Source organism: Sphingomonas sp. SFZ2018-12 (assembly GCF_022496715.1).
Lineage (GTDB): Bacteria > Pseudomonadota > Alphaproteobacteria > Sphingomonadales > Sphingomonadaceae > Sphingomonas.
On record NZ_WTFM01000006.1, the window covers coordinates 110,279 to 133,834 of the forward strand.

Consider the following 23,556-nt stretch of genomic DNA (forward strand, 5'->3'; position numbering starts at 1 on the left):
GAATTCCCCTTATTTGTGTGTCGGACCGGAAAAGACGACGGGGCGCGGTCCCGCGCGGCCACCATCGGCGAAGGGCGACCAGGCATAGCCGGTCGCGAGCATGAACAGGCCGATCACGGCCATGCACCAAAGGGCGAAGATGAACGTGCCCGCGCGCATCAGTCGTCGTCTTCCTCGTCATCGCCGGTCGGCGCGAAGTCGCTTTCGGCGCGGCGGCGGGTCTCGAACGACGCGTGACGCAGCACGCCGATCAGCACGGGTATCGCGATCAGGATCAGTGCCAGGATGACGTTGCCGACCGACCCCGACTGCCTGCTCACGACAAACTCGATCTGCGGGTCCTGGGAATCGAGCCGCCAGTCGCCCGCCGACTGCGCGCCCAGCCAGCGTTCGGCGCGATAGTCGACGATCAGGTCATAGGTGCCCGCCGGAACGGCGGCGAAGCTGGCCGATTTGCGCCGGGAGCCTTCGCTCCAGTCACCGTCGGAATCGCGGCCGGAATAACGCTCCGCGGTCTTGCTGGCCCCATAGCCGCGCTGATCGGCGCGGTTGACCAGCGCAAAGTCCAGCTCGACCCAGCCGTTCGACAGATCAGGCACGATTGCGCGCACGTTCACGCGCTGGCGCGCGCGGGTCAGGACGATCGGGCCGATCACCGCTTGTTGATCGGACCCGTCCGACGCGATCGGCGCGCGCTGTGCCGCCAGCCGCGTGCTGCCACTGGTGAGCAGTCCGGCGACCAGGATCACGCCGAGCGCAAGCGCCGCGACGATCAAGGCCTGTTTCAGCCAGGGCAGCACGGGCGAGGGCTGGTGCGGCAGCGGCGGCCAGATGCGCCCGCTGCGCTCGACGCCGAATGCCTCGGGCACTTCGTCGGGATCGAGCAGTTCGGACAGCGACCAGTTGACCTCGCTGGCATCGGCTTCGCGCGACAGCATGAAGCCGGGTGCGACCCAGTCGTCGGTGCGCACCGTATCGCCGCGCTTCACCCGCCAGTAGAATTCGCCGACCACATCGTCGACCTGCGCTTCGCCATCGGCGAAGAACGGCTCCATCGGCCGGCCATCGATCTCGGGCGCGCGGTAGCCGGTCGGCGCGACGTTCAGCTGGCGCCCCAGGCTCCAGCCCCCGCGATTGTAGATCAGCCAGCGATAGCCGTGATACGGGTTGAACAGCAGATATTCTTCCCACGGATAGGCGCCGCGCTCGCTGCGCCGCATATAGCCGATCATTTCCCACTCGACGCCGCGCAGCGTGCCGCGCGTGCCGATCGGGATGCGCAGGCGATCGCTGGCGCGCTGCCACTCGGTGACGAGCTTCACCTGCGGCTGCGACACATCGAGGATGCTGCCGCAATATTGGCAGGCCACCGTCACGGTATAGCCTGCCGCGCGCAAGGTGACGGTGCCGCCGCAAGAGGGACATGTCAGCGCGGTGGCGGCGGGGGCCGGCGCGTCAGTCATAGCGCGGCATCGTCCAGCCCTGAATGGCGCGCAGGTTGCGTGGCGACAGTTCGGCCAGCGTCACATAGCGCCCGTCATAGAAGGAGGTCGTGTCGCCATCGCGCTGGAGCGTGACGAGCCGCCCTGTGGCGGATTTGAGGTCGATCGACAGGATGCGCCAGCCCGGCGGCGCGCGGAACGGCAGCTCGCCTTCGGCCGCGATGCACTGCACGTCGCGCACGTCGGCGATCGTCATTTCCTCGCCATCGATCTCGGCTGACCCGCCGACGATTGGCGCCGCTCCTGAAACGATGCTGCGCAGCATGGGCGAGCGCAGGTCACCGACCGGGCGCTCGAAGGTCATCATGAAATCGCCCATCGCTTCGCCCAGCCATCCGGTGCGACCGTCGCCGAACAGGCAAAGCCACTCGTTCCACGATCCGTCGCTCCACGCCCAGCGCACCCGGCCGATCACGTCGAAGGACCGGCCTCCGAACCGGCCGGCGGTGCCGATCCGGATCGGGCTGACGTCGAAGGGCAACGCGGCCTGCACGCCCGCGATCGCCACGCCGTCGTCGCTGCGCACCAGCATCGATTTGCAATTGTCGCATACCCGCGACGGCAACGCCGCCGACCGAAAGGTCACCGGCGCGCCGCAATTGGGGCAATCGATCGTCAGCACTGCGGCAGGATCAGCGGATGCGGCCCAGCAGCTCGGCCTTCTTCGTGTCGAACTCCGCTTGGGTGATCGCGCCCGCGGTCATCAACCGGTGGAGCTTTTCGATCTGGGCATAGGGGTCGTCGCTGGCCGATCCGCCCGCGCCAGCCGCCGCGCCGCCGCCCAGCGCGCCCGCCATCGCCTGGCCCAGCGCCATACCGGCACCCGCGCCGACGCCCAGCCCGGCAATGCCGCCTTCCTGCGCCGCCGCCGTGCCGATCGCATCGGCCGACTGGAACTTCACGAAGCGGTCGAGATCGCCGACCACTCGCATCGATGATGCCTTGTCGAGATATTTCTGCACTTCCTCGGGCAGCGACAGGCTTTCGACGAAGAAGGTCTGGCACGACAGACCCCATTGCGCGAACGCGGGCTGGACGAGATCGCGCAGCCGCGCCGACATCGCCGCCTGGTCCGCCGCCATGTCGACGAAGGCGAATTCCGACTGGCCGAGCGCGCTGGCGAGCTGGGTCGAGATCGCCGAGCGCAGTTGATCCTCGATGTCCTCGACGCGGACCTGCGCCAGCGTGCCCATCAGCTTGGCCTGAAAGGTCGGCACGTCCTCGATCCGGAACGAATAGCCGCCGAACGCGCGGATGCGCAGCGGGCCGAATTCCTTGTCGCGCACCGTCACCGGCTGGGCGGTGCCCCATTTCAGCCCGGTCTGCTCCTTCTGGGTGAAGAACAGCACATCGGCCTTGAACGGCGATTTGAAGCCCTTGTCCCAGTTGAGCAGGGCGGTGAGCAGCGGCAGGTTGGCGGTTTCCAGCGTGTGCTGGCCCGGCCCGAACGCATCGGCGATCTGCCCCTCGTTATAGAAAAACGCGACCTGCCCCTCGCGCACCGTCAGCTGGCCGCCATTCTGGATCTCGCGATCCTGCATCGGATAGCGGATCGCCAGGACGCCGGGCTCCTCGACCCAGTCGATGACGTCGACAAACTGCTTCGACAGGAAATCGAAAATACCCATCACACCCCTCCCGGATCGGAATGTGAAGGGTAGCGGCATCGTCACGTCGTTCAAAGTCGAAAGCGCGCCGCATGGCGCGATTTCGGCGGGCGCCCCGGCTGTGCGGTATGTCGTCGGGTTGTCGACGCCGTGATGATCCGTGCGCGGCCACCCCGGCGCGCGTCCGGTGCCCAAAGGCGGCGTTGAAAACGCCTGCCGGCAGGAACAGGCGTTCAGCGCGCTTGTCGGTGGAATGGTGGAGCCGAGGGGGATCGAACCCCTGACCTTCGCAATGCCATTGCGACGCTCTCCCAGCTGAGCTACGGCCCCATCGTCCCGGCTGGTGCAGCCCGGGAAGGCGTCGCCCACTAATCGAGCGACGCGGTTTTGGCAAGCGCCTGCTGACGCCTGCAATTCAGTCCCGATCAGCTTTCGTCGTCGTCCTCGGGTGCCTCGACCCCCAGATCGTCGTCACCGCCCAGGTCGACATCGTCGTCTGCGGGCGTGTCGTCGTCGGCCTCGATGTCCAGTTCGTCGTCACCCAGGTCCGTATCCTCGGTCTTCGCGACCGCGGCCGGGTTCTTCGCCGCTTCATAGGGCAGCGGCTGCTTCGACTTCAGGATCGGCTCGGGTTCCCAGGCGTAGCCGCAATTGATGCAGGTGACCGGATCGTCCTTCGTCAGATCATAGAAACGCGTCGCACATTTCGGGCACGTGCGCTTCGTGCCCCATTCCGGCTTCACCATGTGTCGCCTCTACCTTTCAAGAATGCGATGATCGCAGGGCGGGCCCCGCAAAGTGGGGCGCGCCTTGCCATAGCGCAACGCCGCTGTCAAAAGCCCGCTGCCCATGTCCGCTTCCCCCCATTCCCGCCCGATGACGATCGCCGCGCGTGGCGCGCTGAAGGGCGCGTTCCATGTGCCGGGCGACAAGTCGATCAGCCACCGTGCCCTGATGTTTTCCGCGCTCGCGGTGGGCACCAGTCGCATCCGCGGCCTGCTGGAGGGCGAGGACGTGCTGGCGACCGCCGCGGCGCTGCGCGCGATGGGCGCGCGGATCGAACGCCGCGACGACGGCGAATGGGTGGTCGATGGCGTCGGTGTCGGCGGGCTGCTCCAGCCGGCCGGTGCGCTCGACATGGGCAATTCGGGAACGTCGACCCGGCTGCTGATGGGGCTGGTCGCCGCGCACCCGATCACCGCGACCTTTATCGGCGACGCATCGCTGTCGGCGCGGCCGATGGCACGCGTCATCGATCCGCTGACCCGAATGGGCGCCGACATCGCCGCATCGCCGGGCGGCCGGCTGCCGCTGATGGTGCGGGGCATCTGTCCCGCGGTGCCGATCGAATACCGGCTGCCCGTCGCCTCCGCCCAGGTCAAGTCGGCGGTGCTGCTTGCCGGGCTCAACACGCCGGGCATCACGCGCGTGATCGAGCCGGTGGCGACGCGCGACCATAGCGAGCGGATGCTCGCCGGCTTCGGCGCGCAGGTGACGATCGAGCCCGGTCCGGCGGGCCGCATCATCTCGATCACCGGCGAGGCCGAACTGGCCCCCCAGACGATCACCGTGCCGGGCGATCCGTCCTCGGCGGCATTCTGGCTGGTCGCGGGCTCGATCGTGCCCGGGTCCGACATCGTCATCGGCAATGTCGGCATGAACGCGACGCGCACCGGCATCGTGACCGCGCTCCGGGCGATGGGGGCGTCGATCGACGCGCAGGACGCGCGGGTCGTCGGTGGCGAGCCGGTCGCGGACCTGCGCGTCCGCCATGCGCCGCTGCGCGCGATCGAGGTGCCGCCCGAACTCGCGCCCAGCATGATCGACGAATATCCGGTGCTGTTCGTCGCCGCCGCCCTTGCCGCGGGGCGGACGGTCGCGCGCGGGGCGGAGGAGCTGCGCGTCAAGGAATCGGATCGCATTGCCGCCATGGCGACGGCGCTGACCGCCGCGGGCGCGCGAATCGAGGAGTTTCCCGATGGCCTGGCGATCACCGGCACGGGTGGCGATCCGCTGCCCGGGGGCGGTACGATCGAATCGAAACTGGATCATCGTATCGCGATGGCGATGACGGTCGCGGGGCTGGCGTGCCGCGCGCCGCTGACGATCGATGACGTGGCACCCGTCGCCACCAGCTATCCAGCGTTTTTCGATACGCTTGACCTGCTGGCCGGTTGAGTGTTCGCTGCCGTCGACATGACAACCGGACCTATCGTCGCATGATCATCGCCGTCGATGGCCCGGCTGCGTCGGGCAAGGGGACGATCGCCCGCGCGCTCGCGCGCCACTATGGCTTGCCGCATCTCGACACCGGGCTGCTGTATCGCGCGGTCGCGGCCACCGTTCTGCGTGAGGAGCTCGACCCGGAGAAGGAGGCCGACGCGGTCGCCGCCTGCGATTTCGACGATCGGCTGTTCGACGACCCGGCGCTGCGCGGTGAGGAGGTCGGACGCGCGGCCTCGATCGTGTCGGCGCATCCGCTGGTGCGCTCGGCGCTGCTCCAGCGCCAGCGGCGGTTTGCCGCGCAACCGGGCGGCGCGGTGCTCGACGGGCGCGACATCGGAACGGTGATCGCGCCGGATGCCGACGCCAAGCTGTTCGTGCGGGCGACGCCGATGATCCGCGCCCAGCGTCGCCTGGGCGACCTGCGCGCTATGGGATCGAGCGTCAGCCTGGACCGCGTGCTCGCCGACATCCGCGCGCGCGACGAACGTGACAGCCGCCGTGCGACCGCCCCGCTGGTCGCGGCCGCGGACGCGGTCGTCCTCGACACCAGCTTCCTCGCGATCGATGCGGCGATCCAGCGCGCCATCGCCATCGTCGAGGCGAAGCGGGTCGGCGCCAGCGTCGCGCCCACCGGGTCAGGGCAGCGGCCGGCGTCCTGAAGCGGCGTTCAGTAGGGCGAACGCAGGTCGGCCACCCATCCCGTACGGACCGCCGGGGTGGCATTGCGCGGTTTGCGCGCCTGTTCGATATCGACCTGCTGATCGAACTGGACGCCCGCCTGGCGTGCATTGGCCCACATCACCGTGGCGGTGAGGCCGGTCACCTGTCCCATGTCGATCGCCAGGCGATCGCCCGGCTTCAAAGCGTCCTCATGGTCAAGGCAGGCACCGTGCGCGGACAGGTTGCGCACGCGCAGGTCGCCGATCATTCCGCGCCCCGCGACCACGGTCACGGCACGCAGGATCACCGAGGCACGCGGTTCCCGCTCGCTAGGCTCATCTACGCTCGCCATGCGGGAAGCTTAGCGACTTAGGGTTAACCGGCCGTTTCCATCCGTGACATTTTCGTTATGTTTCGGCAGGATGGATGGCGCGCAGCGGGAGTTGCCCGCATCACCTTGCCTTTGCGCGGCGGTTGCGTTATGCGCCGCGCGTCTGACGAGCGGGTGCTCGCGGTCGGGGAGGCGCGGAGAACATGATTCTCTCGCGCCCTTTTTCGCTTTTTCGGGCGCAAATCTCCTTCGGCACGCCCGGTCGCGCGGATGCCGTATCGGCATGGGGCCGGTGGGGCAAATCGGCCACCAAGACCGCCGGAGACAACCGGCCGGCCGGAAACGAACGAACAGGATCTCACGCTCTATGGCCACTTCGGCAAATCCCAGCCGCGATGATTTCGCAGCACTTCTCGAACAGACGCTCGGCACCGCCGACAGCTTTGAAGGCCGCGTCGTCATCGGCACCGTCACCGGCATCGAAAACGACCTGGCGGTCATCGACGTCGGGCTGAAGTCCGAAGGCCGCGTGCCGCTGCGCGAATTCGCCGCGCCCGGCCAGAAGGCCGAATTGAAGGTCGGCGACGAAGTCGAGGTCTATGTCGACCGCGTCGAGAATGCGAACGGCGAAGCGATGCTGAGCCGCGACCGCGCCCGCCGCGAAGCCGCGTGGGACAAGCTGGAAACCGAATTCGCCAAGACCGCCCGCGTCGAGGGTGTCATCTTCGGCCGCGTCAAGGGCGGCTTCACCGTCGACCTGAACGGCGCCGTCGCCTTCCTGCCCGGCAGCCAGGTCGACATCCGCCCCGTGCGCGACGTCACCCCGCTGATGGACATTCCGCAGCCCTTCCAGATCCTGAAGATGGATCGCAAGCGCGGCAACATCGTCGTCTCCCGCCGCGCGGTGCTCGAGGAAACCCGCGCCGAGCAGCGTTCGGGCCTGATCCTCAGCCTGACCGAAGGCCAGGTGATCGACGGCGTGGTCAAGAACATCACCGATTACGGCGCGTTCGTCGACCTGGGTGGCATCGACGGCCTGCTGCACGTCACCGACCTGTCCTACAAGCGCGTCAACCACCCCTCCGAGGCCCTGGAAATCGGCCAGACCGTCCGCGTCCAGATCATCCGCATCAACCGCGACACCCAGCGCATCTCGCTGGGCATGAAGCAGCTGGAAAGCGATCCCTGGGACGGCGCGATCGCCAAGTATCCTGTCGGCGCCAAGCTGTCGGGCCGCGTCACCAACATCACCGAATATGGTGCATTCGTCGAGCTGGAGGCCGGCATCGAAGGCCTGGTCCATGTCAGCGAAATGAGCTGGACCAAGAAGAACGTCCATCCCGGCAAGATCGTGTCGACCAGCCAGGAAGTCGATGTCGTCGTGCTCGAGGTCGACGAGGACAAGCGCCGCATCTCGCTGGGCCTCAAGCAGGCTCAGGCGAATCCGTGGGAAAAGTTCGCGGAGGAGCATCCGGTCGGTTCGACCGTCGAGGGCGAAGTCAAGAACGCGACCGAATTCGGCCTGTTCATCGGCCTGGACGGCGACGTCGACGGCATGGTGCACATGTCGGACATCGCCTGGGGCATCTCGGGCGAGGACGCGCTCAACCTGCATCGCAAGGGCGAGACCGTCCAGGCGGTCGTGCTGGCGATCGAGCCCGACAAGGAGCGCATCTCGCTTGGCATGAAGCAGCTCGAGCGCGGCGGTCCGTCGGTCGGCGGCGCGGCGGCGACCGGCGAGCGGCTCAACAAGAACGCCATCGTCACCGTCACCGTACTCGAAGTCCGCGACGCCGGGCTTGAGGTTCAGGCGGGCGAAGACGGCGCGACCGGCTTCATCAAGCGCACCGACCTTGGGCGCGACCGCGACGAGCAGCGCCCCGAGCGCTTCCAGGTCGGCCAGAAGTTCGACGCGATGGTCACCGGGGTCGATCGCTCGAAGAAGCCGACCTTCTCGATCAAGGCGATGCAGATCGCCGAAGAGAAGCAGGCGGTCGCCCAGTACGGCTCGTCCGACTCGGGCGCGTCGCTCGGCGACATTCTGGGCGAGGCCCTGAAGGCGCGCAACGAACAGCGTTGATTCGAGACCGCGGCGGGGCCTTCGGGTCCCGCCGCGCCTCGATTTTGGTCACCTGCCCCGAAAGCCAGCTTGATTCAGATCAAGAAACCAGCTTATCATGCGACAGCCCGAGAAGAATGACGGCGATGTTGTTTTCGCGTACATTTTTTCACCGCATGGCCGTGGGGCATAACATGATCCGTTCGGAACTCGTTCAGATGCTCGCCAACGACAATCCTGAATTGTCGTTGCGTGAGGTCGAGCAGGTCGTCACGATCTTTTTCGATGAAATCACCAGCCGGCTGACCGCCGAAGGGCGCGTCGAACTGCGCGGCTTCGGCGCGTTCTCCACCCGCGCGCGCGATGCGCGGGTCGGCCGCAATCCGCGCACCGGTGAGACGGTGTCGGTCGACGCCAAGCGCGTCCCCTATTTCAAGCCCGGCAAGGAAATGCGCCTGCGCCTCAACATGTGAGGCGCCGACCGTTCCGCGTGACCGCGAAACCCGCTCGCGCAACGCCGCCCGCTATGGCATCGCAGCGCGTGCGGCACGCGGACGTGGCGAAATCGGTAGACGCAGCGGACTTAAAATCCGCTTGGGCAACCAGTGCGGGTTCAAGTCCCGCCGTCCGCACCAGTCGCCTGATCGAGCTGTCGCGGCGCGGCAGGCACAGCGGATGATCGCAAATCATCGAACGCGCACCCCGAGCGACTGATCGGCATGGATACCGGCGCAAAACACAGCCAGCCTGCCCCCGTCACCCCGGCTTTGTGCCGGGTTTCGCTGCCTGATCCGGCGCGAGAAGAAACGTGACCCCGGATCAGACCCGGGGCGACGGCAAATCCGGGGCCAAGGTCGCTCAGTCGCTCCGGTCAAGCCTCGCGTAGCGCGTGGACGCGCGTGAGACTATTCCGCGGCCACCAGATCGACGTCGGCGCGATCGGCCAGCGGATATTCCAGCCGGGTCAGCATTTCCTTTGGCACCACCTGCCAGAACTGGCCGATCACCCGGTCCCAGTCCTCGAGCAGTCCGCCCGACCATTTGCTGTCCGTCGCGCGATGATGCTGCTCGATCAGGTCGCGCAATATCCCTGCCCAGTGCGCCGACGCGATGCGTTGCCACGTGATGCTTTCGGGATTGGCGAGCCGCGCAAAGCTGTTGTCGCTGTCGAGGACGAACGCCATGCCGCCGGTCATCCCCGCGCCGAAATTGACGCCGACCCGTCCGAGCACGACCGCGATCCCGCCGGTCATGTACTCGCAGCCATTGGCGCCGCACCCTTCGACCACGACCTGGGCACCCGAATTGCGCACGGCGAAACGCTCACCCGCCTGACCGGCGGCGAACAGCCGGCCGGTGGTCGCGCCATAAAGCACGGTGTTGCCGACGATCGTGTTGTCCTGGCTGGCGAGCGGCGAGGACACCATCGGCCGCACCACGATCGTGCCGCCCGACAGCCCCTTGCCGACATAATCATTGGCATCGCCGAACACCTCGAGCGTGATGCCGCGGCACAGGAACGCGCCGAGCGACTGGCCAGCGCTGCCGCGCAGCCGGACATGGATGTGCCCGTCGGCGAGCTTGTCCATGCCGAAGGTGCGCGTCACCTCGCTCGACAGTCGCGTGCCGACCGCGCGGTGCGTGTTGCGCACCGAATAGGTGAGCTGCATCTTTTCCCCGCGCGAGAATACCGCGGCGGCATCGCGGATCATCTGCGCGTCCAGGCTGTCGGGCACCTCGTTTCGGAAGGTCGACAGGCTGAACTTGCGCTCGACATCGGGTGCGTCGACCTTGGCCAGGATCGGGTTGAGATCGAGATCGTCGAGATGCTCGGCCCCGCGCGAGACTTGCTTCAACAGCTCGGTCCGCCCGATCACCTCGTCGAGCGAGCGCACGCCCAGCCGCGCGAGAATCTCACGCACTTCCTCGGCGATGAAGGTCATCAGGTTGATGACCTTTTCGGGCGTGCCGACGAATTTCTGGCGCAGCTTGTCGTCTTGCGTGCACACGCCGACCGGGCAGGTGTTGGAGTGGCACTGGCGCACCATGATGCAGCCCATCGCCACCAGGCTGAGCGTGCCGATGCCGAACTCCTCCGCGCCCAGGATGGCGGCGATGACGATGTCGCGCCCGGTCTTCAAGCCGCCATCGGTGCGCAGCTTCACCCGCCCGCGCAGGCCGTTGAGTGTCAGCGTCTGGTTGACTTCGCTCAGCCCCATTTCCCACGGCGTGCCGGCATATTTGATGCTCGTCTGGGGGCTGGCCCCGGTACCGCCGACATGGCCGGAGACCAGGATGACGTCGGCATGCGCCTTGGCGACGCCCGCCGCGACCGTGCCGATGCCCGCCGAGCTGACCAGCTTCACGCACACCCGTGCGCGCGGGTTGATCTGCTTCAGGTCGTAGATGAGCTGCGCCAGGTCCTCGATCGAATAGATGTCGTGATGGGGCGGGGGGGAGATCAGCGTGACGCCCGGCGTCGAATGCCTCAGTCGCGCGATGAACTCGGTGACCTTGAACCCGGGCAGCTGCCCGCCTTCGCCGGGCTTCGCGCCCTGCGCCACCTTGATCTCGATCTCCTCGCACGCGTTGAGATATTCGGCGGTGACGCCGAACCGCCCCGATGCGACTTGCTTGATGACCGAATTGGCGTTGTCGCCGTTTTCGTACGGCTGGTACCGGATGCGGTCCTCGCCACCCTCGCCCGACACCGCCTTCGCCCCGATCCGGTTCATTGCGATCGCCAGCGTCTCGTGCGCCTCCGGGCTCAGCGCGCCCAGGCTCATGCCCGGCGTCACGAAACGCTTGCGGATCTCGGTGATCGCCTCGACCTGGTCGATCGCCATCCCCTCCGCGGGGAAGTTGAACTCGAGCAGATCGCGCAGATAGATGGGCGGCAGCTCGCGCACTCCGCGCGAAAACTGCAGATAGGTCGAATAGCTGTCGGTGCCGACCGCGGTCTGCAGCAGGTGCATCAGCTGTGCCGAATAGGCGTGCGCCTCCCCGCCCGCGCGCTGGCGATAGAAGCCGCCGATCGGCAACGTCACCACCGATTTGTCGAACGCGGCCTCGTGACGCTCGCTGGCATTGACGTAGAGCGAGGCATAGCCCTCGCCCGAGATCTTCGCCGGCATGCCGGGAAACAGGTCGTTGACCAGGGCGCGGCTGAGGCCCACCGCCTCGAAATTATAGCCGCCGCGATAGCTGGAGATCACCGCGATCCCCATCTTCGACATGATCTTGAGCAGCCCTTCCTTGATCGCGGTGCGATGCCGTTCCAGGCATTGTTCGATCGACAGGTCGCCGAACAGCCCGCGTGCCTGGCGGTCGACGATGGCGGCTTCGGACAGATAGGCGTTGACCGTCGTCGCGCCGACCCCGATCAGCACCGCATAGTAATGCGTGTCGAGGCATTCGGCGGCGCGAACGTTGACGCTGGCATAGGAGCGCAGCCCCTTGCGCACGAGGTGCGTGTGCACCGCCGCCGCGGCGAGCACGCCGGGAATGCCGACCTGCTCCGCACAGATCGCCTCGTCGGTCAGGAACAGCTCGCTGCGGCCCTCGCGCACCGCCTGTTCGGCCTGGGCGCGGATGCGGGCGATCGCGGCGCGCAGCCCTTCGGGGCCGCTGCCGGCGGGGAAGGTGCAGTCGATGTCAGCGGCGGTCGCGCCGAAATAGCCTTTCAACCGATGCCATTCCCGGTTGGTCAGCACCGGGCTGTCGAGCACCAGCACCGGATTGGCGCGCGGTTCGTCGTCCAGGATGTTGGCCAGATTGCCGAAGCGGGTCTTGAGCGACATGACGTGACGCTCGCGCAGGCTGTCGATCGGCGGGTTCGTCACCTGGCTGAAATTCTGGCGAAAGAACTGGCTGATGATCCGCGGCTTGTCGCTGATAACGGCGAGCGGCGTATCGTCGCCCATCGAGCCCACCGCTTCCTTGGCGCTTTCGACCATCGGCGACAGGATCAGCTCCATGTCCTCCAGCGTCTGGCCCGCCGCGACCTGCCGCCGCGCCAGGTCAGCGCGGTCATAGCCGCCATCGGCAGCGCCCGCCACATCGGGCAGGTCGGCGATCGTCAGAAACTTTCCGATCATGGCCGGATAATCGGCCTCGCCCGCCAGCTTGTCCTTGATCGCGCGATCGGCGAACAGCACGCCCTGATCCAGATCGACCGCGATCATCTGGCCGGGGCCGAGGCGGCCCTTCTCGATCACGCTCGCCTCGGGCACGACGACCATGCCAGCTTCCGAACCGACGATCAGCAGCCCGTCGCTCGTCCGCGTGTAGCGCAGCGGGCGCAGCGCGTTGCGGTCGGTGCCGGCAACCGCCCAGCGGCCATCGGTCATCGCAAGCGCGGCCGGGCCGTCCCATGGCTCCATCACGCTCGCCAGATACTCGTACATCGCGCGATGATCGGGCGGCAGGTCGCTGCGCCCCTGCCATGCTTCGGGCACCAGCATCAGCTTGGCGGTCGGCGCGTCGCGACCCGAACGACAGATCGCCTCGAACACCGCGTCCAGCGCGGCGGTGTCGCTCGCGCCCGCGGGAATCACCGGCTTGATGTCCTCGCTGCGTTCACCAAACGCGATCGAGGCCATCTTGATCTCGTGGCTCTTCATCCAGTTCTTGTTGCCGCGGATCGTATTGATTTCGCCATTATGCGCGAGACAGCGGAACGGCTGCGCCAGCCACCATTGCGGAAAGGTGTTGGTCGAATAACGCTGGTGAAAGATCGCGACGCGGCTTTCGAAACGGTCGTCGTTCAGGTCGGGATAGAAATCCGACAGGCTCTCGGCCAGGAACAGCCCCTTGTAGATGATCGAGCGGCACGACAGCGAGCAGACGTAAAAGCCGCTGATCTGCGCGGCGATCACCTGGCGCTCGATGCGCCGGCGGACAAGGTAGAGGTTCTTCTCGAACTCCGCCGCGCTCACCTCGTCGGGCATCGGGCCGGCGATCATGATCTGCTCGATCTCGGGCCGGGTCGCCTGCGCCTTCTGGCCGATCACCGAGACATCGACCGGCACCTGGCGCCAGCCGTAGATGGTGTAGCCCGCGTCGATGATCTCGCTCTCGACGATCGTTCGGCACGTCTCCTGCGCGCCCAGGTCGGTGCGTGGCAGGAACACCATGCCGACTGCCAGCCGGTTGGGCAGCACCTTGTGCCCCGAATTGACGATCGCATCGTCGAAGAAGCGCAACGGCAGATCGACATGCAGCCCCGCGCCGTCGCCGGTGCGGCCGTCCGCGTCGACGGCGCCGCGATGCCACACCGCGCGCAACGCATCGATGGCGGATCGCACGACGCGCCGCGACGCCCGGCCATCGGTGGCCGCGACCAGGCCGACGCCGCACGCATCGCCTTCGAACTCGGGACGATACATGCCCTCGCGCGCCAGACGGGCACGTTCAAAGCCAAGATGATTGACTACTTCGGTCATAACTTCCTGCTGCTAAGCCGCTTCATGTAGTTCACTTTTTCGATCGCAATTTCGAAAGGTGCGCGTTCATTGCCGCTTGAACGACCGCTTTCAGTCTTGCGTCGGACTTGGCGATCAAAGCAGTGGCCCAGTCAGCTGACATTCTCTGCAGTGGCGGCCCAAGCACCGCGATCTTTTTGAACGCGCTGGTGCCTGCAAATTGAAGGAGCGCGGGTTGATCCTCAGGCCCCATCGCCGCGACGGCGCTCTGCTGCCCCGAGGTCGAAATCGCATCAAAGCTGCTGCCACGCGCCCCGGCGACCCCAGCGCGGATAAGCTTCTGGCCAGTCGGCGAGCCATAAAATCTGTTGGCGTCCCGCGCCTCTTGTGGGGTCAGGTTCTTCCTCAACTCGGCAAGGATGATCCCGCGAATTTCGGGGTATCCTTCGCGCAATATGGCGAGCGTTTCGTTCTTGCCCGCAGTCCCTACGACTTTCGTGATCCCAGGGAACCGTGCTTCGAGCGCTTCACCGCCATTAGCAGCCAAGCCCTTGTTGAAAGATGCCTCGAAATTGGCAGCCCCTGATGACAGGATGTCGGCCTCAGCGGCGATATAGCCGACGAGCTCACTATAGACGGCTTGATCCTCGCTCAATGAGCTTGCCGGCGCTGTCGAACTTTGAACGGGCGTCGAGGTGCTTTGGATCAAAGCAACCGTGATTAGCGTCGTTGGCCAAATCATGCCGCCACCTGCTCGGCTTCCGCCGTCCGTGCCTTCACCTTCAGAAAAGCGTGCATTTTGTCGCTGACGTCCCGCCCATCGCGGATCGCCCAGACGACCAGGCTGGCGCCGCGCACGATGTCGCCGGCGGCGAACACGCCGTCCAGGCTGGTCATCATCGTGCGCTGGTCGACGCGCACCGTGCCCCAGCGGGTGACGCCCAGCTCACCCGATCCGAACAGGCTCGGTAAATCCTCCGCATCATAGCCGAGCGCCTTGATGACCAGGTCGGCGTCCAGCGTGAACTGGCTGTCCGGCTCGGGCTCGGGTGCGCGGCGGCCGCTGGCGTCGGGTGCGCCCAGCCGCATCCGCGCGGCGCGCACGCCATTGACCTGGCCGCCGCCGGTGAAGCCTTCGGGCGCGGAGAGCCAGACGAACTCGACGCCTTCCTCTTCCGCATTGGCGACTTCGCGCTGGCTGCCGGGCATGTTGGCGCGGTCGCGGCGGTACAGGCACTTGACCGACTTCGCGCCCTGGCGGACCGCGGTGCGCACGCAATCCATCGCGGTGTCGCCGCCGCCGATCACCACGACATGCTTGCCCGCGGCATTCAGGCTGCCGTCGTCGAACGCCGGCACCGCGTCGCCGAACCCCTTGCGATTGGACGCGGTTAGATAGTCGAGCGCCTCGACCACGCCGCCGGCCCCCACGCCGGGTGCCTTGATCTCGCGCGGCTTGTAGACCCCGGTCGCGATCAGCACCGCGTCGTGCTGCTGACGCAGCGCCTCCAGGCTCGCGTCGCGCCCGACCTCGAAATTGGCATGGAAGACGATGCCGCCGGCGACCAGCCGCTCGACCCGGCGAGTGACCACGTGCTTTTCCAGCTTGAAACCGGGAATGCCATAGGTCAGCAGCCCGCCGGCGCGATCATAGCGGTCATAGACATGGACGTCATAGCCCATGACGCGCAGATATTCCGCCGCGCTCAGTCCCGCCGGTCCCGCGCCGATGATGCCTACCGACTGCCCGCGCGGGCGACCGGGCACCAGCGGCTCGACCCAGCCCTGTTCCCAGGCGGTATCAGTGATGAACTTTTCCACCGACCCGATCGTCACCGCGCCATGGCCGGTGAATTCGATCACGCAATTGCCCTCGCACAGCCGGTCCTGCGGACAGATGCGCCCGCAAATCTCGGGCATGGTCGAGGTCGAATTGCTCAGCGCATAGGCCTCGCGCAGCCGACCCTCCGCGGTCAGGCGCAACCAGTCGGGGATATGGTTCTGCAGCGGGCAGTGGACCGAGCAATAGGGCACGCCGCATTGCGAACAGCGTCCCGCCTGCTCCTCCGCGCTGGGCGGCGCGTAGCGTTCGGCAATCTCGCGGAAATCGCTCGCGCGGTGCCCTGCGTCGCGCTTGGGCGGATAGGCCTGTGCCCGATCGACGAACTGGAGGAGCTTTTCACTGGCCATGACTTGATCCCGGGTTTCGCGCGCCATTTAGCTTCACAATGCGCGGGAGTCACGCAAAAAACGACCAATATATCAGCTATACTTACCTATATCTTGCGGTATCCCCTAATCTCGGGATCGTTGTCATTCCATATTCGACAACAAAGGCCCGAAGCGGACCTTTAACGTTGGAGCAGCCAGACCAATGCGGTTGCGCCCACCACGATGCGGTACCAGGCAAAGGGCGCGAACCCGTAACGCCCGACAATGGCGACGAATATTCTAACCACGATCAGGGCGGTCACGAACGCCGCGCCGAAGCCGATCGCAATCGCGCCCAGATCGTCGAGACTGAGCAGCGCGCGGTCTTTCCACAGCGCATAAGCGGTCGCCGCCGCCATCGTCGGTACCGCCAGAAAGAAGCTGAACTCGGCCGCGGTGCGCCGCTCGACCCCCATCAGCAGCGCGCCCATGATCGTCGCGCCCGAACGGCTGACGCCGGGCAGCATCGCAAGGCACTGCACGATGCCGATCGACAGCGCGGTGCCGAACGGCATTGCTTCGACGGCCTCGAACCGCACCCGTTTGACCATGCGCTCGATGGCCAGGATCAGCACCCCGCCGACGATCAGCGCGACGGCGACGATGACCGGCCTTTCCAGCGCCGCACGCACCGCGTCATAGACCAGCACGCCGATCACGAGCGCGGGGGCGAAACCGAGCAGGATGTTGCGCGTGAACATCACGTCGGGTCGCCGCCATGCGATCAGGCCCGTGCCGACATCCCAGAATCGCCGCCAGTAAACGACGATCACCGCCAGGATCGCGCCGAGCTGGATCGCGATCTTGAACGTCGCCGAACCTTCGCCGGTAAATCCCAGCAACTCGCCCGCCAGGATCAGGTGCCCGGTCGACGATACCGGCAGAAATTCGGTCAGCCCCTCCAGAATGCCGAGCAGGATGACGGTCAGCAGGTCGTGCATTCAGGGGCTCCGGTCGGTGCGGCAACGACCCCCGCACCGATCGGCGGCGGGTCGAACGGGCAGGGGGCGGGGTCAGTTGCCGACGCGCGCGGCGAACCGGCCATGCTTGCGATACTGCACCAGATAGGCGGGCGCCACCGCCGACATCGGCGTGGGATCGATGCCGAACGCCCGGATGCCCTCGGCCTGCGGCGAAACGACATTGTCGGCCTGCAGCATCCGCCACTGGTCCTTCGTGATCGGTGCGCCCGGCAGGAAGCCCAGCGACGCGATCGCCGCGCCGGCCGCGTCGGGCAGATCGACGATCACACGCCCGCGCCCCGTTTCGTCGTTGATCCATCGCACCAGCGCGCCCATCGTGATCACGTCGGGACCGCCCAGCTCGAACGTCTTGCCGCCATAGGCGCCGGGATCGGCCAGCGCCGCGACCGCAGCGGCCGCGACATCGCCGACATAGACCGGCTGAAAGCGCGTGTCCGGCTTCAGCACCGGCACGACCGGCGCGGTCGCGATCAGCCCCGCGAACCGGTTGATGAACTGGTCTTCACGTCCGAACACGATCGACGGGCGCAGGATCGTGGCGGCGGGGAAAGCCGCACGCACTGCGGCCTCGCCCTCGCCCTTCGACCGGCCATAGGCCGACGCCGATCGTGCATCCGCCCCGATCGCGGAGATATGGACCAGCGCGCCGCATCCGGCCGCCGCCGCAGCGCGCGCGACATTCTCCGCGCCCTGGCGCTGAACCGCGTCGAACCGGCCGTTCAGGATGCCGACCAGGTTGACGACGCCGTCCGCCCCGGCGAGCGCGCGCGCGACGCTGTCCGCACGGGTCAGGTCGGTCGCGACGAACTGGGTCTGGCCGACTGCGCCCTGCGTTTTCAGGAACAGCGCGGATCGCGGGTCGCGCTGGGCGACGCGCACGCGATGCCCGGCGCGCAACAGGTCCTGCGCGACATAGCGGCCCAGAAATCCGCCGCCACCGAACAGCGTGATGAGTTGGTCGGTCATTCCTGTCCTCGGTCCCCGCAATGGGCTGATGGCTTTACCGCATCGCCCTTGCCGTCTGTCGCGCCAAACGGCAAGTCGCGACGCGCCGCAGGCGCTACGTAGGCGCGCCGCAAAGGCCGGGCGGGCAGGGCGGGGGCGGGTGCACGCCTCGCCCGAGCGACCCCGCGGGCCTGGCGGCGTTTTTCCATACCGACCCCCAATCAAGCCGGTTGACATCCGTATTCGCCCCCCCTAGGTCGCGCCTCCTACCCCGTGCCCAGATGGCGGAATTGGTAGACGCACCAGCTTCAGGTGCTGGCGCTCGCAAGGGCGTGGAGGTTCGAGTCCTCTTCTGGGCACCATCGCTTCCTCCGGACATGTCCATAAATGTCCGGAGAAGTCCCCAAAATCAAAGGTTTTTGACGGCTTGCGCGTCCACCCGCATCCGGTCAAATTCGTTGCAATTGACGGTATCCGACGGTATTTTTGACGGTATCGAAACCGACAAAAAGGTGGCGTCATGCTTACCGATCTGGCCGTCCGAAAGGCAATTGCACGCGAGAAGCCCTACAAGCTTTCTGACGGGGGCGGGTTATACCTGCTCGTCACAAAAGCCGGTCAGCGGTGCTGGCGGGTTGATTATCGTTTCGGGGAAAAGCGGGCCACCGCAGCCCTTGGGGTCTATCCCACCGTTTCACTGGCTGAGGCGCGGGCCAAGCGGCTGGAAATCAAGAAGCAGATTGCCGATGGCATGAACCCGTCGGCCAAGCGCAAGATCGACAAGATTACCGGGCCGCTGGCCAACGTGAACAGCTTTCAGGCCGTTGCCGAGGAATGGCTCGACAAAGCCCGCCGGGAAGGCCGCGCGGAAGTTACCTTGGGCAAGCTGAAATGGCTACTGGAGTTCGCCCACCCCATAATCGGCGCACGCAAGATTGGTGAGATCAAAGCGCCCGAATTGCTGGCGGTCTTGCGCGCGGTTGAAAAGCGCGGCCACTATGAGACAGCGCGACGGCTGCGCAGCACCTGCGGGCAGGTCTTCCGCTATGCCATCGCCACCGGACGCGCCGACCGCGACATTTCGGCAGACCTGCGCGGCGCGATTACTGTGCCCAAAGTCACGCATCGGGCGGCCATTACCTCCCCGATGGAGGCAGGTGTGCTACTTCGGGCAATAGACGCCTATTCGGGCTATCCAGTCACCCATGCAGCCCTTCGCATCGCCCCTCACGTCTTCGTGCGTCCTGGCGAGCTCAGGCACGCCGAATGGACCGAATTTGACCTGACCAAGAATGTCTGGACCATCCCCGCCGAGAAAACCAAGATGCGCGTCGCCCACCGCGTGCCGCTGACCCGGCAGGTGCTCGCCATCCTGGAGGAACTGCGCGAGATCAGCGGCAACCGCCGTTACCTCTTCCCGGCCCAAGGCAAACGGGATCGTCCCATGTGCGAAAACACGATCAATCTCGCCCTGCGGCGCATGGGGTTCGACAGCAAGACGATGACCGCCCACGGCTTCCGCGCCATGGCCAGCACGTTGCTGAACGAGCAGGGCCACTGGAATCCCGACGCCATCGAACGACAGCTTGGCCATGCCGAGACCGATGACGTCCGCCGAGCCTATGCGCGTGGCGAGCATTGGGAAGAGCGGCTGGCCATGATGAAAAGCTGGTCCGACTATCTCGACCAGCTCCGGTCAGGCGCGAAGATCCTGCAAGGCAGTTTCCGCAAGCCGCCTAGCGCCGCGATTTCTGGATAAGGCGGCGCAGGCTCAGGCCGAACCGACCCGCAGATAGTGCCGCCTCCATACGTCTGGATTCGACCACTTCCGGTCGTACAGGAGTCCGATGGCCAACGATAGGTTCAGTGAAAACCCGCCATTCAAATCGAGTGCGCGCGGTTGGTGCGCTCTGGCCGTGCCAATGGCAATGGTGGCGCGGGATGCAGTAATCGTTGATTCAATCCCTGCTCCAAGCGTTATTGGCTTTTCCGATCACTTCAGTTAGACGAGGGATCGAGAACCGGATCATTCCGGCTTTCATTGATCGCGCCGGTGCCCCCCGCAAGGGGCTTAATCGGGAATGCGGTGCGGAAGCTTGCTTCCAAATCCGTGGCTGTCTCTGCAACTGTAAGCGGATAGCGCGATGTACATCGCTCCTCATTTGAAGGGGCAGCCACTGGGCCGGACGCTAAATCATGCGAGGTCTGGGAAGGCGTGCATCAAGCTGTGACCCGTGAGCCAGGAGACCTGCCGGCGTCTGGTCGCTCTTGCCTTGGTCCAGAGGATGGCTGCGGCACGGTGAACTCCGTCTGAGCGACGAACGAGCGGCTGGGGTCGCATCGGAGACGTGCGTCGGCCACCCATGGCGTCCGGTCGCCGCGCGTGTCGCCCGTTCGCGCGGGTATGCCCCGGCCACGTCGCAAGACGCCGGGGGACTATTTCGTGATCAAGACCATTACTACCAGCAGCGCACTTCCGCTGATCTGTATCGGAACACCGGCCTTTGCCGAAACCTCTGAAAAGGGATCGCAAACAAGCGCGGATGCAGTCGTGGCAGACAACGACATTGTGGTTTTCGGTCGCGGTGAGGCCATGATCGGCACTGCCAAATCAGCGAGCGAAGGAAGCGTCGGAGGGGCCGATCTCCTCGTGCGGCCTCTTCTCCGCGTGGCCGAACTGCTGGAAGCGGTGCCGGGGCTGGTTGCAGCCCAGCATTCGGGGAGCGGCAAAGCCAACCAGTATTTCCTGCGCGGTTTCAACCTCGACCATGGGTCTGACTTCAGTACTTATATCGATGATGTGCAGATGAACTTTCGTACCCACGGACATGGTCATGGCTATCTCGACCTCAACGGGCTCATTCCGGAGATCGTGGGCCGGGAGGATTTTCGTAAAGGGCCCTACCGCGCCGATGGCGGTGATTTCGCTCTGGCGGGAGCAGCCTATATGACGACCATCAAGGGTTATGACCGGCCATGGGCATCGGCCGAGGCTGGATCATATGGTTGGCGCCGCGTCGCTGCGGGCGGAACATTGCACGACCTGGGTGCTGGAGACCTCACGCTTGTCGCCCAGGCCAAGACCTATGACGGACCGTGGCAGGAACCTGAACGTCTGCGCCACTACTCGGGGTTCGCGAAATATAGGATGCCGACCGGTGCGGGCACATTGGAGGCATCTCTCCATGCCTACCGGGCGACATGGCACCCAACCGAGCAAATCCCCGAGCGCATTATCGGCACGGCGTTGTGTGCGGATGTGTTCTGCTCTCCAGATCCTTCCGCGCGGGGTGAGACGACGCGCCTGGTGGCTAACATCGCGGTCAAGCAACCGACATGGCGCGCCAATGTCTATGCCCAGTTTTATGACTGGTCGATGTTCTCGAACCCCACTTACACCGATCCGGATAGCACAAGCGCGCAGATCAAGCAGTTCGACCGGCGTTGGGTCCTCGGGCTGTCCGCACAAAAACATTGGGAAATCGCTGACAGTCTGGCTGTGAGCCTTGGCACCGAAAACAGATACGACGCCGTCGGGAATGTTGGTGTCGATCGAACGGCTGCCCGCGCATTTCTTGCGTCACTCGGGCACTACCGGGTCGGGGAATTGTCTTCCGCGCTCTACGGCGAAGTCGCTTGGAAACCCTTGGCGGGACTGCGTGTGACAGGTGGTCTTCGCGGGGACTATTATCACTATTCCGTGCGTGCACGAGATTCTGTTGCGGCGTCGCTGGGCGAAGGCAGTGGCTCAGCGTCGATTCTCTCTCCCAAGGCGTCAATCGCCTATCAGGTTACGCCGCATCTTGAACTCTACGCCAACTGGGGCCGTGGATTCCATTCCAATGATGTTCGGGGTGCGGTCAACAGGGACACGCCTGTTCCCGTTCTGGTTCGCGGCATTGGCAAGGAACTGGGAGGACGCATTCAATTCTCAGGGGTCACGTTAACCGCGACTTACTGGTGGCTGCATGTCGGCAGCGAACTTCGTTTCATTGGCGATTCCAATGCTGTTGAACCGTCGGGTGCCAGTGGGCGTCATGGCTATGAAATCGTCGCCTTCTGGCGGCCGTTCCCTTGGCTTGCGCTTGATGGAAACTATACCGCCAGCCATGCGCGCTTCGACAATGGCGATCACATCCCCAATGCATTCGAGAACGCGGCTTCAGCAGGTGCCGCCATCATTCTTGATCCCTGGGAAGCCAGCATTCGGGTGCGCCACCTTGGACCTTCTCCGCTTGTCGAGGACAACAGTGTCCGGGATCGGGGCAGCACGGTCATGAATGCCCGAGCCGCGTGGAAGGGCAAGAAGGTCGAGATATTTGGAGAAGTGCTGAACATCTTCGACAGCCGAGACAAGGACATCGCCTATTATTACGAGTCCTACATCCCCGCCTTTGATGCAGGTGCTCCGGTGGAAGGCCGGTTGAGCCGCGTGGTCGAGCCTCGAACTGTGAGGATTGGCGCAAAGGTCAATTTCTAGCGAAATCCCTTGATGGGCGGCGCTGCGGCACGTCTGCGGCACCGTCCTTCGTTTGTTCATTCCTCAATCGCCGAGCCAATCATGCCCCTCACGAAGACACTGCCGTCCCTGTCTCTGCGCCGACGAATTGGTGCCTTGTTTGCCGGATTGATCGCCGCCAACATTGGCGTCTGGGTCTGGGCATTCAGCCTGTTTCATGCACAGCCGTTGATGCTCGGCACCGCCGTGCTTGCCTGGGGGCTGGGCCTGCGTCACGCGGTTGATGCCGATCATATTGCGGCGATCGACAATGTGACCCGCAAGCTGATGCAGGACGGGCAGCGTCCGGTTTCGGTCGGATTCTGGTTCGCGATCGGGCATTCCGGAATCATTGCCATAGCATCGATCATCATTGCGGTGACGGCCAGCGCGCTGTCGCAGTTTGGCGCTTTCAAGGAAATCGGTGGCGTGATTGCAACCGTGATTTCCGCGCTTTTCCTGTTCACGATCGCCGGCATGAACCTGGTCATCCTGCGCTCTGTCTGGCGGACTTTTGCCCATGCTCGTGCAGGCGGCAGCTATGCCGAGGACGATCTTGATCTGCTATTGGGTGGGCGCGGTCTGCTTTCCAGACTGTTCAGGCCGATGTTCCGCCTCGTGAACAAAAGCTGGCATATGGCCCCGCTGGGGTTTCTGTTCGGGCTTGGGTTCGATACAGCAACCGAAGTTGCCATTCTGGGCATGTCGGCCAGCCAGGCCGCCGATGGCCTGTCGATCGGGACAATCCTGGTCCTGCCCGCCCTGTTCGCGGTCGGTATGGCCCTCATCGATACGGCGGACGGCGTGGTGATGCTGGGCGCTTATGAATGGGCCTTCGTGAAGCCGATCCGCAAGCTCTACTACAACATCACCATTACCCTGATCTCGGCCATCGTGGCGATTGTCATTGGTGGAATCGAAACGCTGGCCCTGATTGGCGACAAGCTGGCCCTTACGGGTAGGCCATGGCGGGTCGCCGCTGAACTGGGCGAAAATTTCAATGGTCTGGGCTTCGCCATCATCGGTCTTTTCGTGTTCTGCTGGCTGGCGAGTTACGCGATCTATCGCTGGAAGCGGTTCGATGAAATCGAGGTTTCGGTCGTTGCCTGAC

General features: G+C 65.3%; 18 protein-coding genes, 3 tRNA genes and 1 riboswitch. Of the genes, 9 read left to right on the plus strand and 12 right to left on the minus strand.

Annotated features, from left to right (window positions below):
* Positions 1-9 precede the first annotated feature (9 nt).
* From GO308_RS16685 to GO308_RS16710, 6 genes are all read right to left on the minus strand, one after another.
* Complete coding sequence (locus GO308_RS16685; protein WP_197417213.1) at positions 10-159, minus strand: hypothetical protein; 150 nt, start codon at positions 157-159, stop codon at positions 10-12.
* Entirely contained in the window at positions 159-1,463 is a 1,305-nt protein-coding gene (locus GO308_RS16690) for a DUF4178 domain-containing protein (RefSeq protein ID WP_240886244.1), read from the minus strand. The genes GO308_RS16685 and GO308_RS16690 overlap by 1 nt, the downstream gene beginning before the upstream one ends.
* On the minus strand, positions 1,456-2,088 hold the full coding sequence (locus tag GO308_RS16695; RefSeq protein WP_240886245.1) for a DUF4178 domain-containing protein: 633 nt from the start codon (positions 2,086-2,088) through the stop codon (positions 1,456-1,458). The genes GO308_RS16690 and GO308_RS16695 overlap by 8 nt, the downstream gene beginning before the upstream one ends.
* A 46-nt stretch (positions 2,089-2,134) precedes the next feature.
* Positions 2,135-3,130 (minus strand): SPFH domain-containing protein, encoded by a 996-nt coding sequence (locus GO308_RS16700; protein ID WP_066481563.1) that lies wholly within the window; start codon positions 3,128-3,130, stop codon positions 2,135-2,137.
* A gap of 233 nt (positions 3,131-3,363) precedes the next feature.
* A tRNA-Ala gene (locus GO308_RS16705) sits at positions 3,364-3,439 on the minus strand.
* Positions 3,440-3,534: 95 nt separating this feature from the next.
* Complete coding sequence (locus tag GO308_RS16710; RefSeq protein WP_240886246.1) at positions 3,535-3,855, minus strand: TIGR02300 family protein; 321 nt, start codon at positions 3,853-3,855, stop codon at positions 3,535-3,537.
* A gap of 130 nt (positions 3,856-3,985) precedes the next feature.
* Here GO308_RS16710 and aroA point away from each other — a divergent pair, with 130 nt between their 5' ends.
* Together aroA and cmk are read left to right on the plus strand one after the other, a co-directional pair.
* Positions 3,986-5,287: a 3-phosphoshikimate 1-carboxyvinyltransferase gene (aroA, locus tag GO308_RS16715; protein WP_231726241.1), complete on the plus strand. Its 1,302-nt coding sequence runs from the start codon at positions 3,986-3,988 to the stop codon at positions 5,285-5,287.
* Positions 5,288-5,328: 41 nt separating this feature from the next.
* Positions 5,329-5,994: a (d)CMP kinase gene (cmk, locus tag GO308_RS16720; protein WP_066481568.1), complete on the plus strand. Its 666-nt coding sequence runs from the start codon at positions 5,329-5,331 to the stop codon at positions 5,992-5,994.
* Between the two features lie 8 nt (positions 5,995-6,002).
* Here cmk and GO308_RS16725 read toward each other — a convergent pair whose 3' ends face one another.
* Complete coding sequence (locus GO308_RS16725) at positions 6,003-6,347, minus strand: PilZ domain-containing protein (RefSeq protein ID WP_082731264.1); 345 nt, start codon at positions 6,345-6,347, stop codon at positions 6,003-6,005.
* 346 nt (positions 6,348-6,693) lie between these two features.
* On the opposite strand from GO308_RS16725, the gene rpsA reads away from it, so the two are divergent.
* The 3 genes from rpsA to GO308_RS16740 all read left to right on the plus strand — a co-directional run bounded on the left by rpsA (position 6,694) and on the right by GO308_RS16740 (position 9,020).
* Positions 6,694-8,406: a 30S ribosomal protein S1 gene (gene rpsA / locus GO308_RS16730; protein WP_066481579.1), complete on the plus strand. Its 1,713-nt coding sequence runs from the start codon at positions 6,694-6,696 to the stop codon at positions 8,404-8,406.
* Positions 8,407-8,579: 173 nt separating this feature from the next.
* Positions 8,580-8,858 carry an integration host factor subunit beta gene (locus GO308_RS16735; RefSeq protein WP_082731267.1) on the plus strand — a complete coding sequence of 93 codons (279 nt, stop codon included), beginning with the start codon at positions 8,580-8,582 and terminating at the stop codon, positions 8,856-8,858.
* A 77-nt stretch (positions 8,859-8,935) separates the two neighbouring features.
* A tRNA-Leu gene (locus tag GO308_RS16740) sits at positions 8,936-9,020 on the plus strand.
* A gap of 270 nt (positions 9,021-9,290) precedes the next feature.
* On the opposite strand, the gene gltB is transcribed toward GO308_RS16740, so the two are convergent.
* From gltB to GO308_RS16765, 5 genes are all read right to left on the minus strand, one after another.
* The gene (gene gltB / locus GO308_RS16745) at positions 9,291-13,829 is read right to left on the minus strand and encodes a glutamate synthase large subunit (RefSeq protein WP_240886247.1); all 4,539 of its coding nucleotides are present in this window, start codon (positions 13,827-13,829) and stop codon (positions 9,291-9,293) included.
* Positions 13,830-13,860: 31 nt separating this feature from the next.
* Positions 13,861-14,550, minus strand: a complete 690-nt coding sequence (locus GO308_RS16750) for a DUF2059 domain-containing protein (protein WP_082731265.1) — start codon at positions 14,548-14,550, stop codon at positions 13,861-13,863.
* Positions 14,547-15,998 carry an NAD(P)-dependent oxidoreductase gene (locus tag GO308_RS16755; RefSeq protein ID WP_240886248.1) on the minus strand — a complete coding sequence of 484 codons (1,452 nt, stop codon included), beginning with the start codon at positions 15,996-15,998 and terminating at the stop codon, positions 14,547-14,549. The genes GO308_RS16750 and GO308_RS16755 overlap by 4 nt, the downstream gene beginning before the upstream one ends.
* A 161-nt stretch (positions 15,999-16,159) precedes the next feature.
* Positions 16,160-16,960, minus strand: a complete 801-nt coding sequence (locus GO308_RS16760; RefSeq protein WP_066481586.1) for an undecaprenyl-diphosphate phosphatase — start codon at positions 16,958-16,960, stop codon at positions 16,160-16,162.
* A gap of 72 nt (positions 16,961-17,032) precedes the next feature.
* Positions 17,033-17,968, minus strand: coding sequence for a complex I NDUFA9 subunit family protein (locus GO308_RS16765; RefSeq protein ID WP_240886249.1), 936 nt, complete (start codon positions 17,966-17,968; stop codon positions 17,033-17,035).
* A gap of 254 nt (positions 17,969-18,222) precedes the next feature.
* Here GO308_RS16765 and GO308_RS16770 point away from each other — a divergent pair.
* The 4 genes from GO308_RS16770 to GO308_RS16785 all read left to right on the plus strand — a co-directional run bounded on the left by GO308_RS16770 (position 18,223) and on the right by GO308_RS16785 (position 23,555).
* Positions 18,223-18,309, plus strand: a tRNA-Leu gene (locus GO308_RS16770).
* A 158-nt stretch (positions 18,310-18,467) separates the two neighbouring features.
* Positions 18,468-19,706 carry an integrase arm-type DNA-binding domain-containing protein gene (locus tag GO308_RS16775; RefSeq protein ID WP_066653811.1) on the plus strand — a complete coding sequence of 413 codons (1,239 nt, stop codon included), beginning with the start codon at positions 18,468-18,470 and terminating at the stop codon, positions 19,704-19,706.
* A 275-nt stretch (positions 19,707-19,981) separates the two neighbouring features.
* Positions 19,982-20,218, plus strand: a riboswitch (cobalamin riboswitch).
* A gap of 172 nt (positions 20,219-20,390) precedes the next feature.
* On the plus strand, positions 20,391-22,427 hold the full coding sequence (locus tag GO308_RS16780) for a TonB-dependent receptor (protein WP_082730635.1): 2,037 nt from the start codon (positions 20,391-20,393) through the stop codon (positions 22,425-22,427).
* 81 nt (positions 22,428-22,508) lie between these two features.
* A complete protein-coding gene (locus GO308_RS16785; RefSeq protein ID WP_066653898.1) occupies positions 22,509-23,555 on the plus strand; it encodes a HoxN/HupN/NixA family nickel/cobalt transporter in 1,047 nt (348 codons plus the stop codon).
* Position 23,556: the final 1 nt, after the last annotated feature.

Coding starts and splice junctions, on each gene's coding strand:
- GO308_RS16685 (WP_197417213.1), bottom strand. CDS start 159: ATGCGCGCGGGCACGTTCATCTTCGCCCTTTGGTGCATGGCCGTGATC.
- GO308_RS16690 (WP_240886244.1), bottom strand. CDS start 1,463: ATGACTGACGCGCCGGCCCCCGCCGCCACCGCGCTGACATGTCCCTCT.
- GO308_RS16700 (WP_066481563.1), bottom strand. CDS start 3,130: ATGGGTATTTTCGATTTCCTGTCGAAGCAGTTTGTCGACGTCATCGAC.
- GO308_RS16710 (WP_240886246.1), bottom strand. CDS start 3,855: ATGGTGAAGCCGGAATGGGGCACGAAGCGCACGTGCCCGAAATGTGCG.
- aroA (WP_231726241.1), top strand. CDS start 3,986: ATGACGATCGCCGCGCGTGGCGCGCTGAAGGGCGCGTTCCATGTGCCG.
- cmk (WP_066481568.1), top strand. CDS start 5,329: ATGATCATCGCCGTCGATGGCCCGGCTGCGTCGGGCAAGGGGACGATC.
- GO308_RS16725 (WP_082731264.1), bottom strand. CDS start 6,347: ATGGCGAGCGTAGATGAGCCTAGCGAGCGGGAACCGCGTGCCTCGGTG.
- rpsA (WP_066481579.1), top strand. CDS start 6,694: ATGGCCACTTCGGCAAATCCCAGCCGCGATGATTTCGCAGCACTTCTC.
- GO308_RS16735 (WP_082731267.1), top strand. CDS start 8,580: ATGATCCGTTCGGAACTCGTTCAGATGCTCGCCAACGACAATCCTGAA.
- gltB (WP_240886247.1), bottom strand. CDS start 13,829: ATGACCGAAGTAGTCAATCATCTTGGCTTTGAACGTGCCCGTCTGGCG.
- GO308_RS16750 (WP_082731265.1), bottom strand. CDS start 14,550: ATGATTTGGCCAACGACGCTAATCACGGTTGCTTTGATCCAAAGCACC.
- GO308_RS16755 (WP_240886248.1), bottom strand. CDS start 15,998: ATGGCCAGTGAAAAGCTCCTCCAGTTCGTCGATCGGGCACAGGCCTAT.
- GO308_RS16760 (WP_066481586.1), bottom strand. CDS start 16,960: ATGCACGACCTGCTGACCGTCATCCTGCTCGGCATTCTGGAGGGGCTG.
- GO308_RS16765 (WP_240886249.1), bottom strand. CDS start 17,968: ATGACCGACCAACTCATCACGCTGTTCGGTGGCGGCGGATTTCTGGGC.
- GO308_RS16775 (WP_066653811.1), top strand. CDS start 18,468: ATGCTTACCGATCTGGCCGTCCGAAAGGCAATTGCACGCGAGAAGCCC.
- GO308_RS16785 (WP_066653898.1), top strand. CDS start 22,509: ATGCCCCTCACGAAGACACTGCCGTCCCTGTCTCTGCGCCGACGAATT.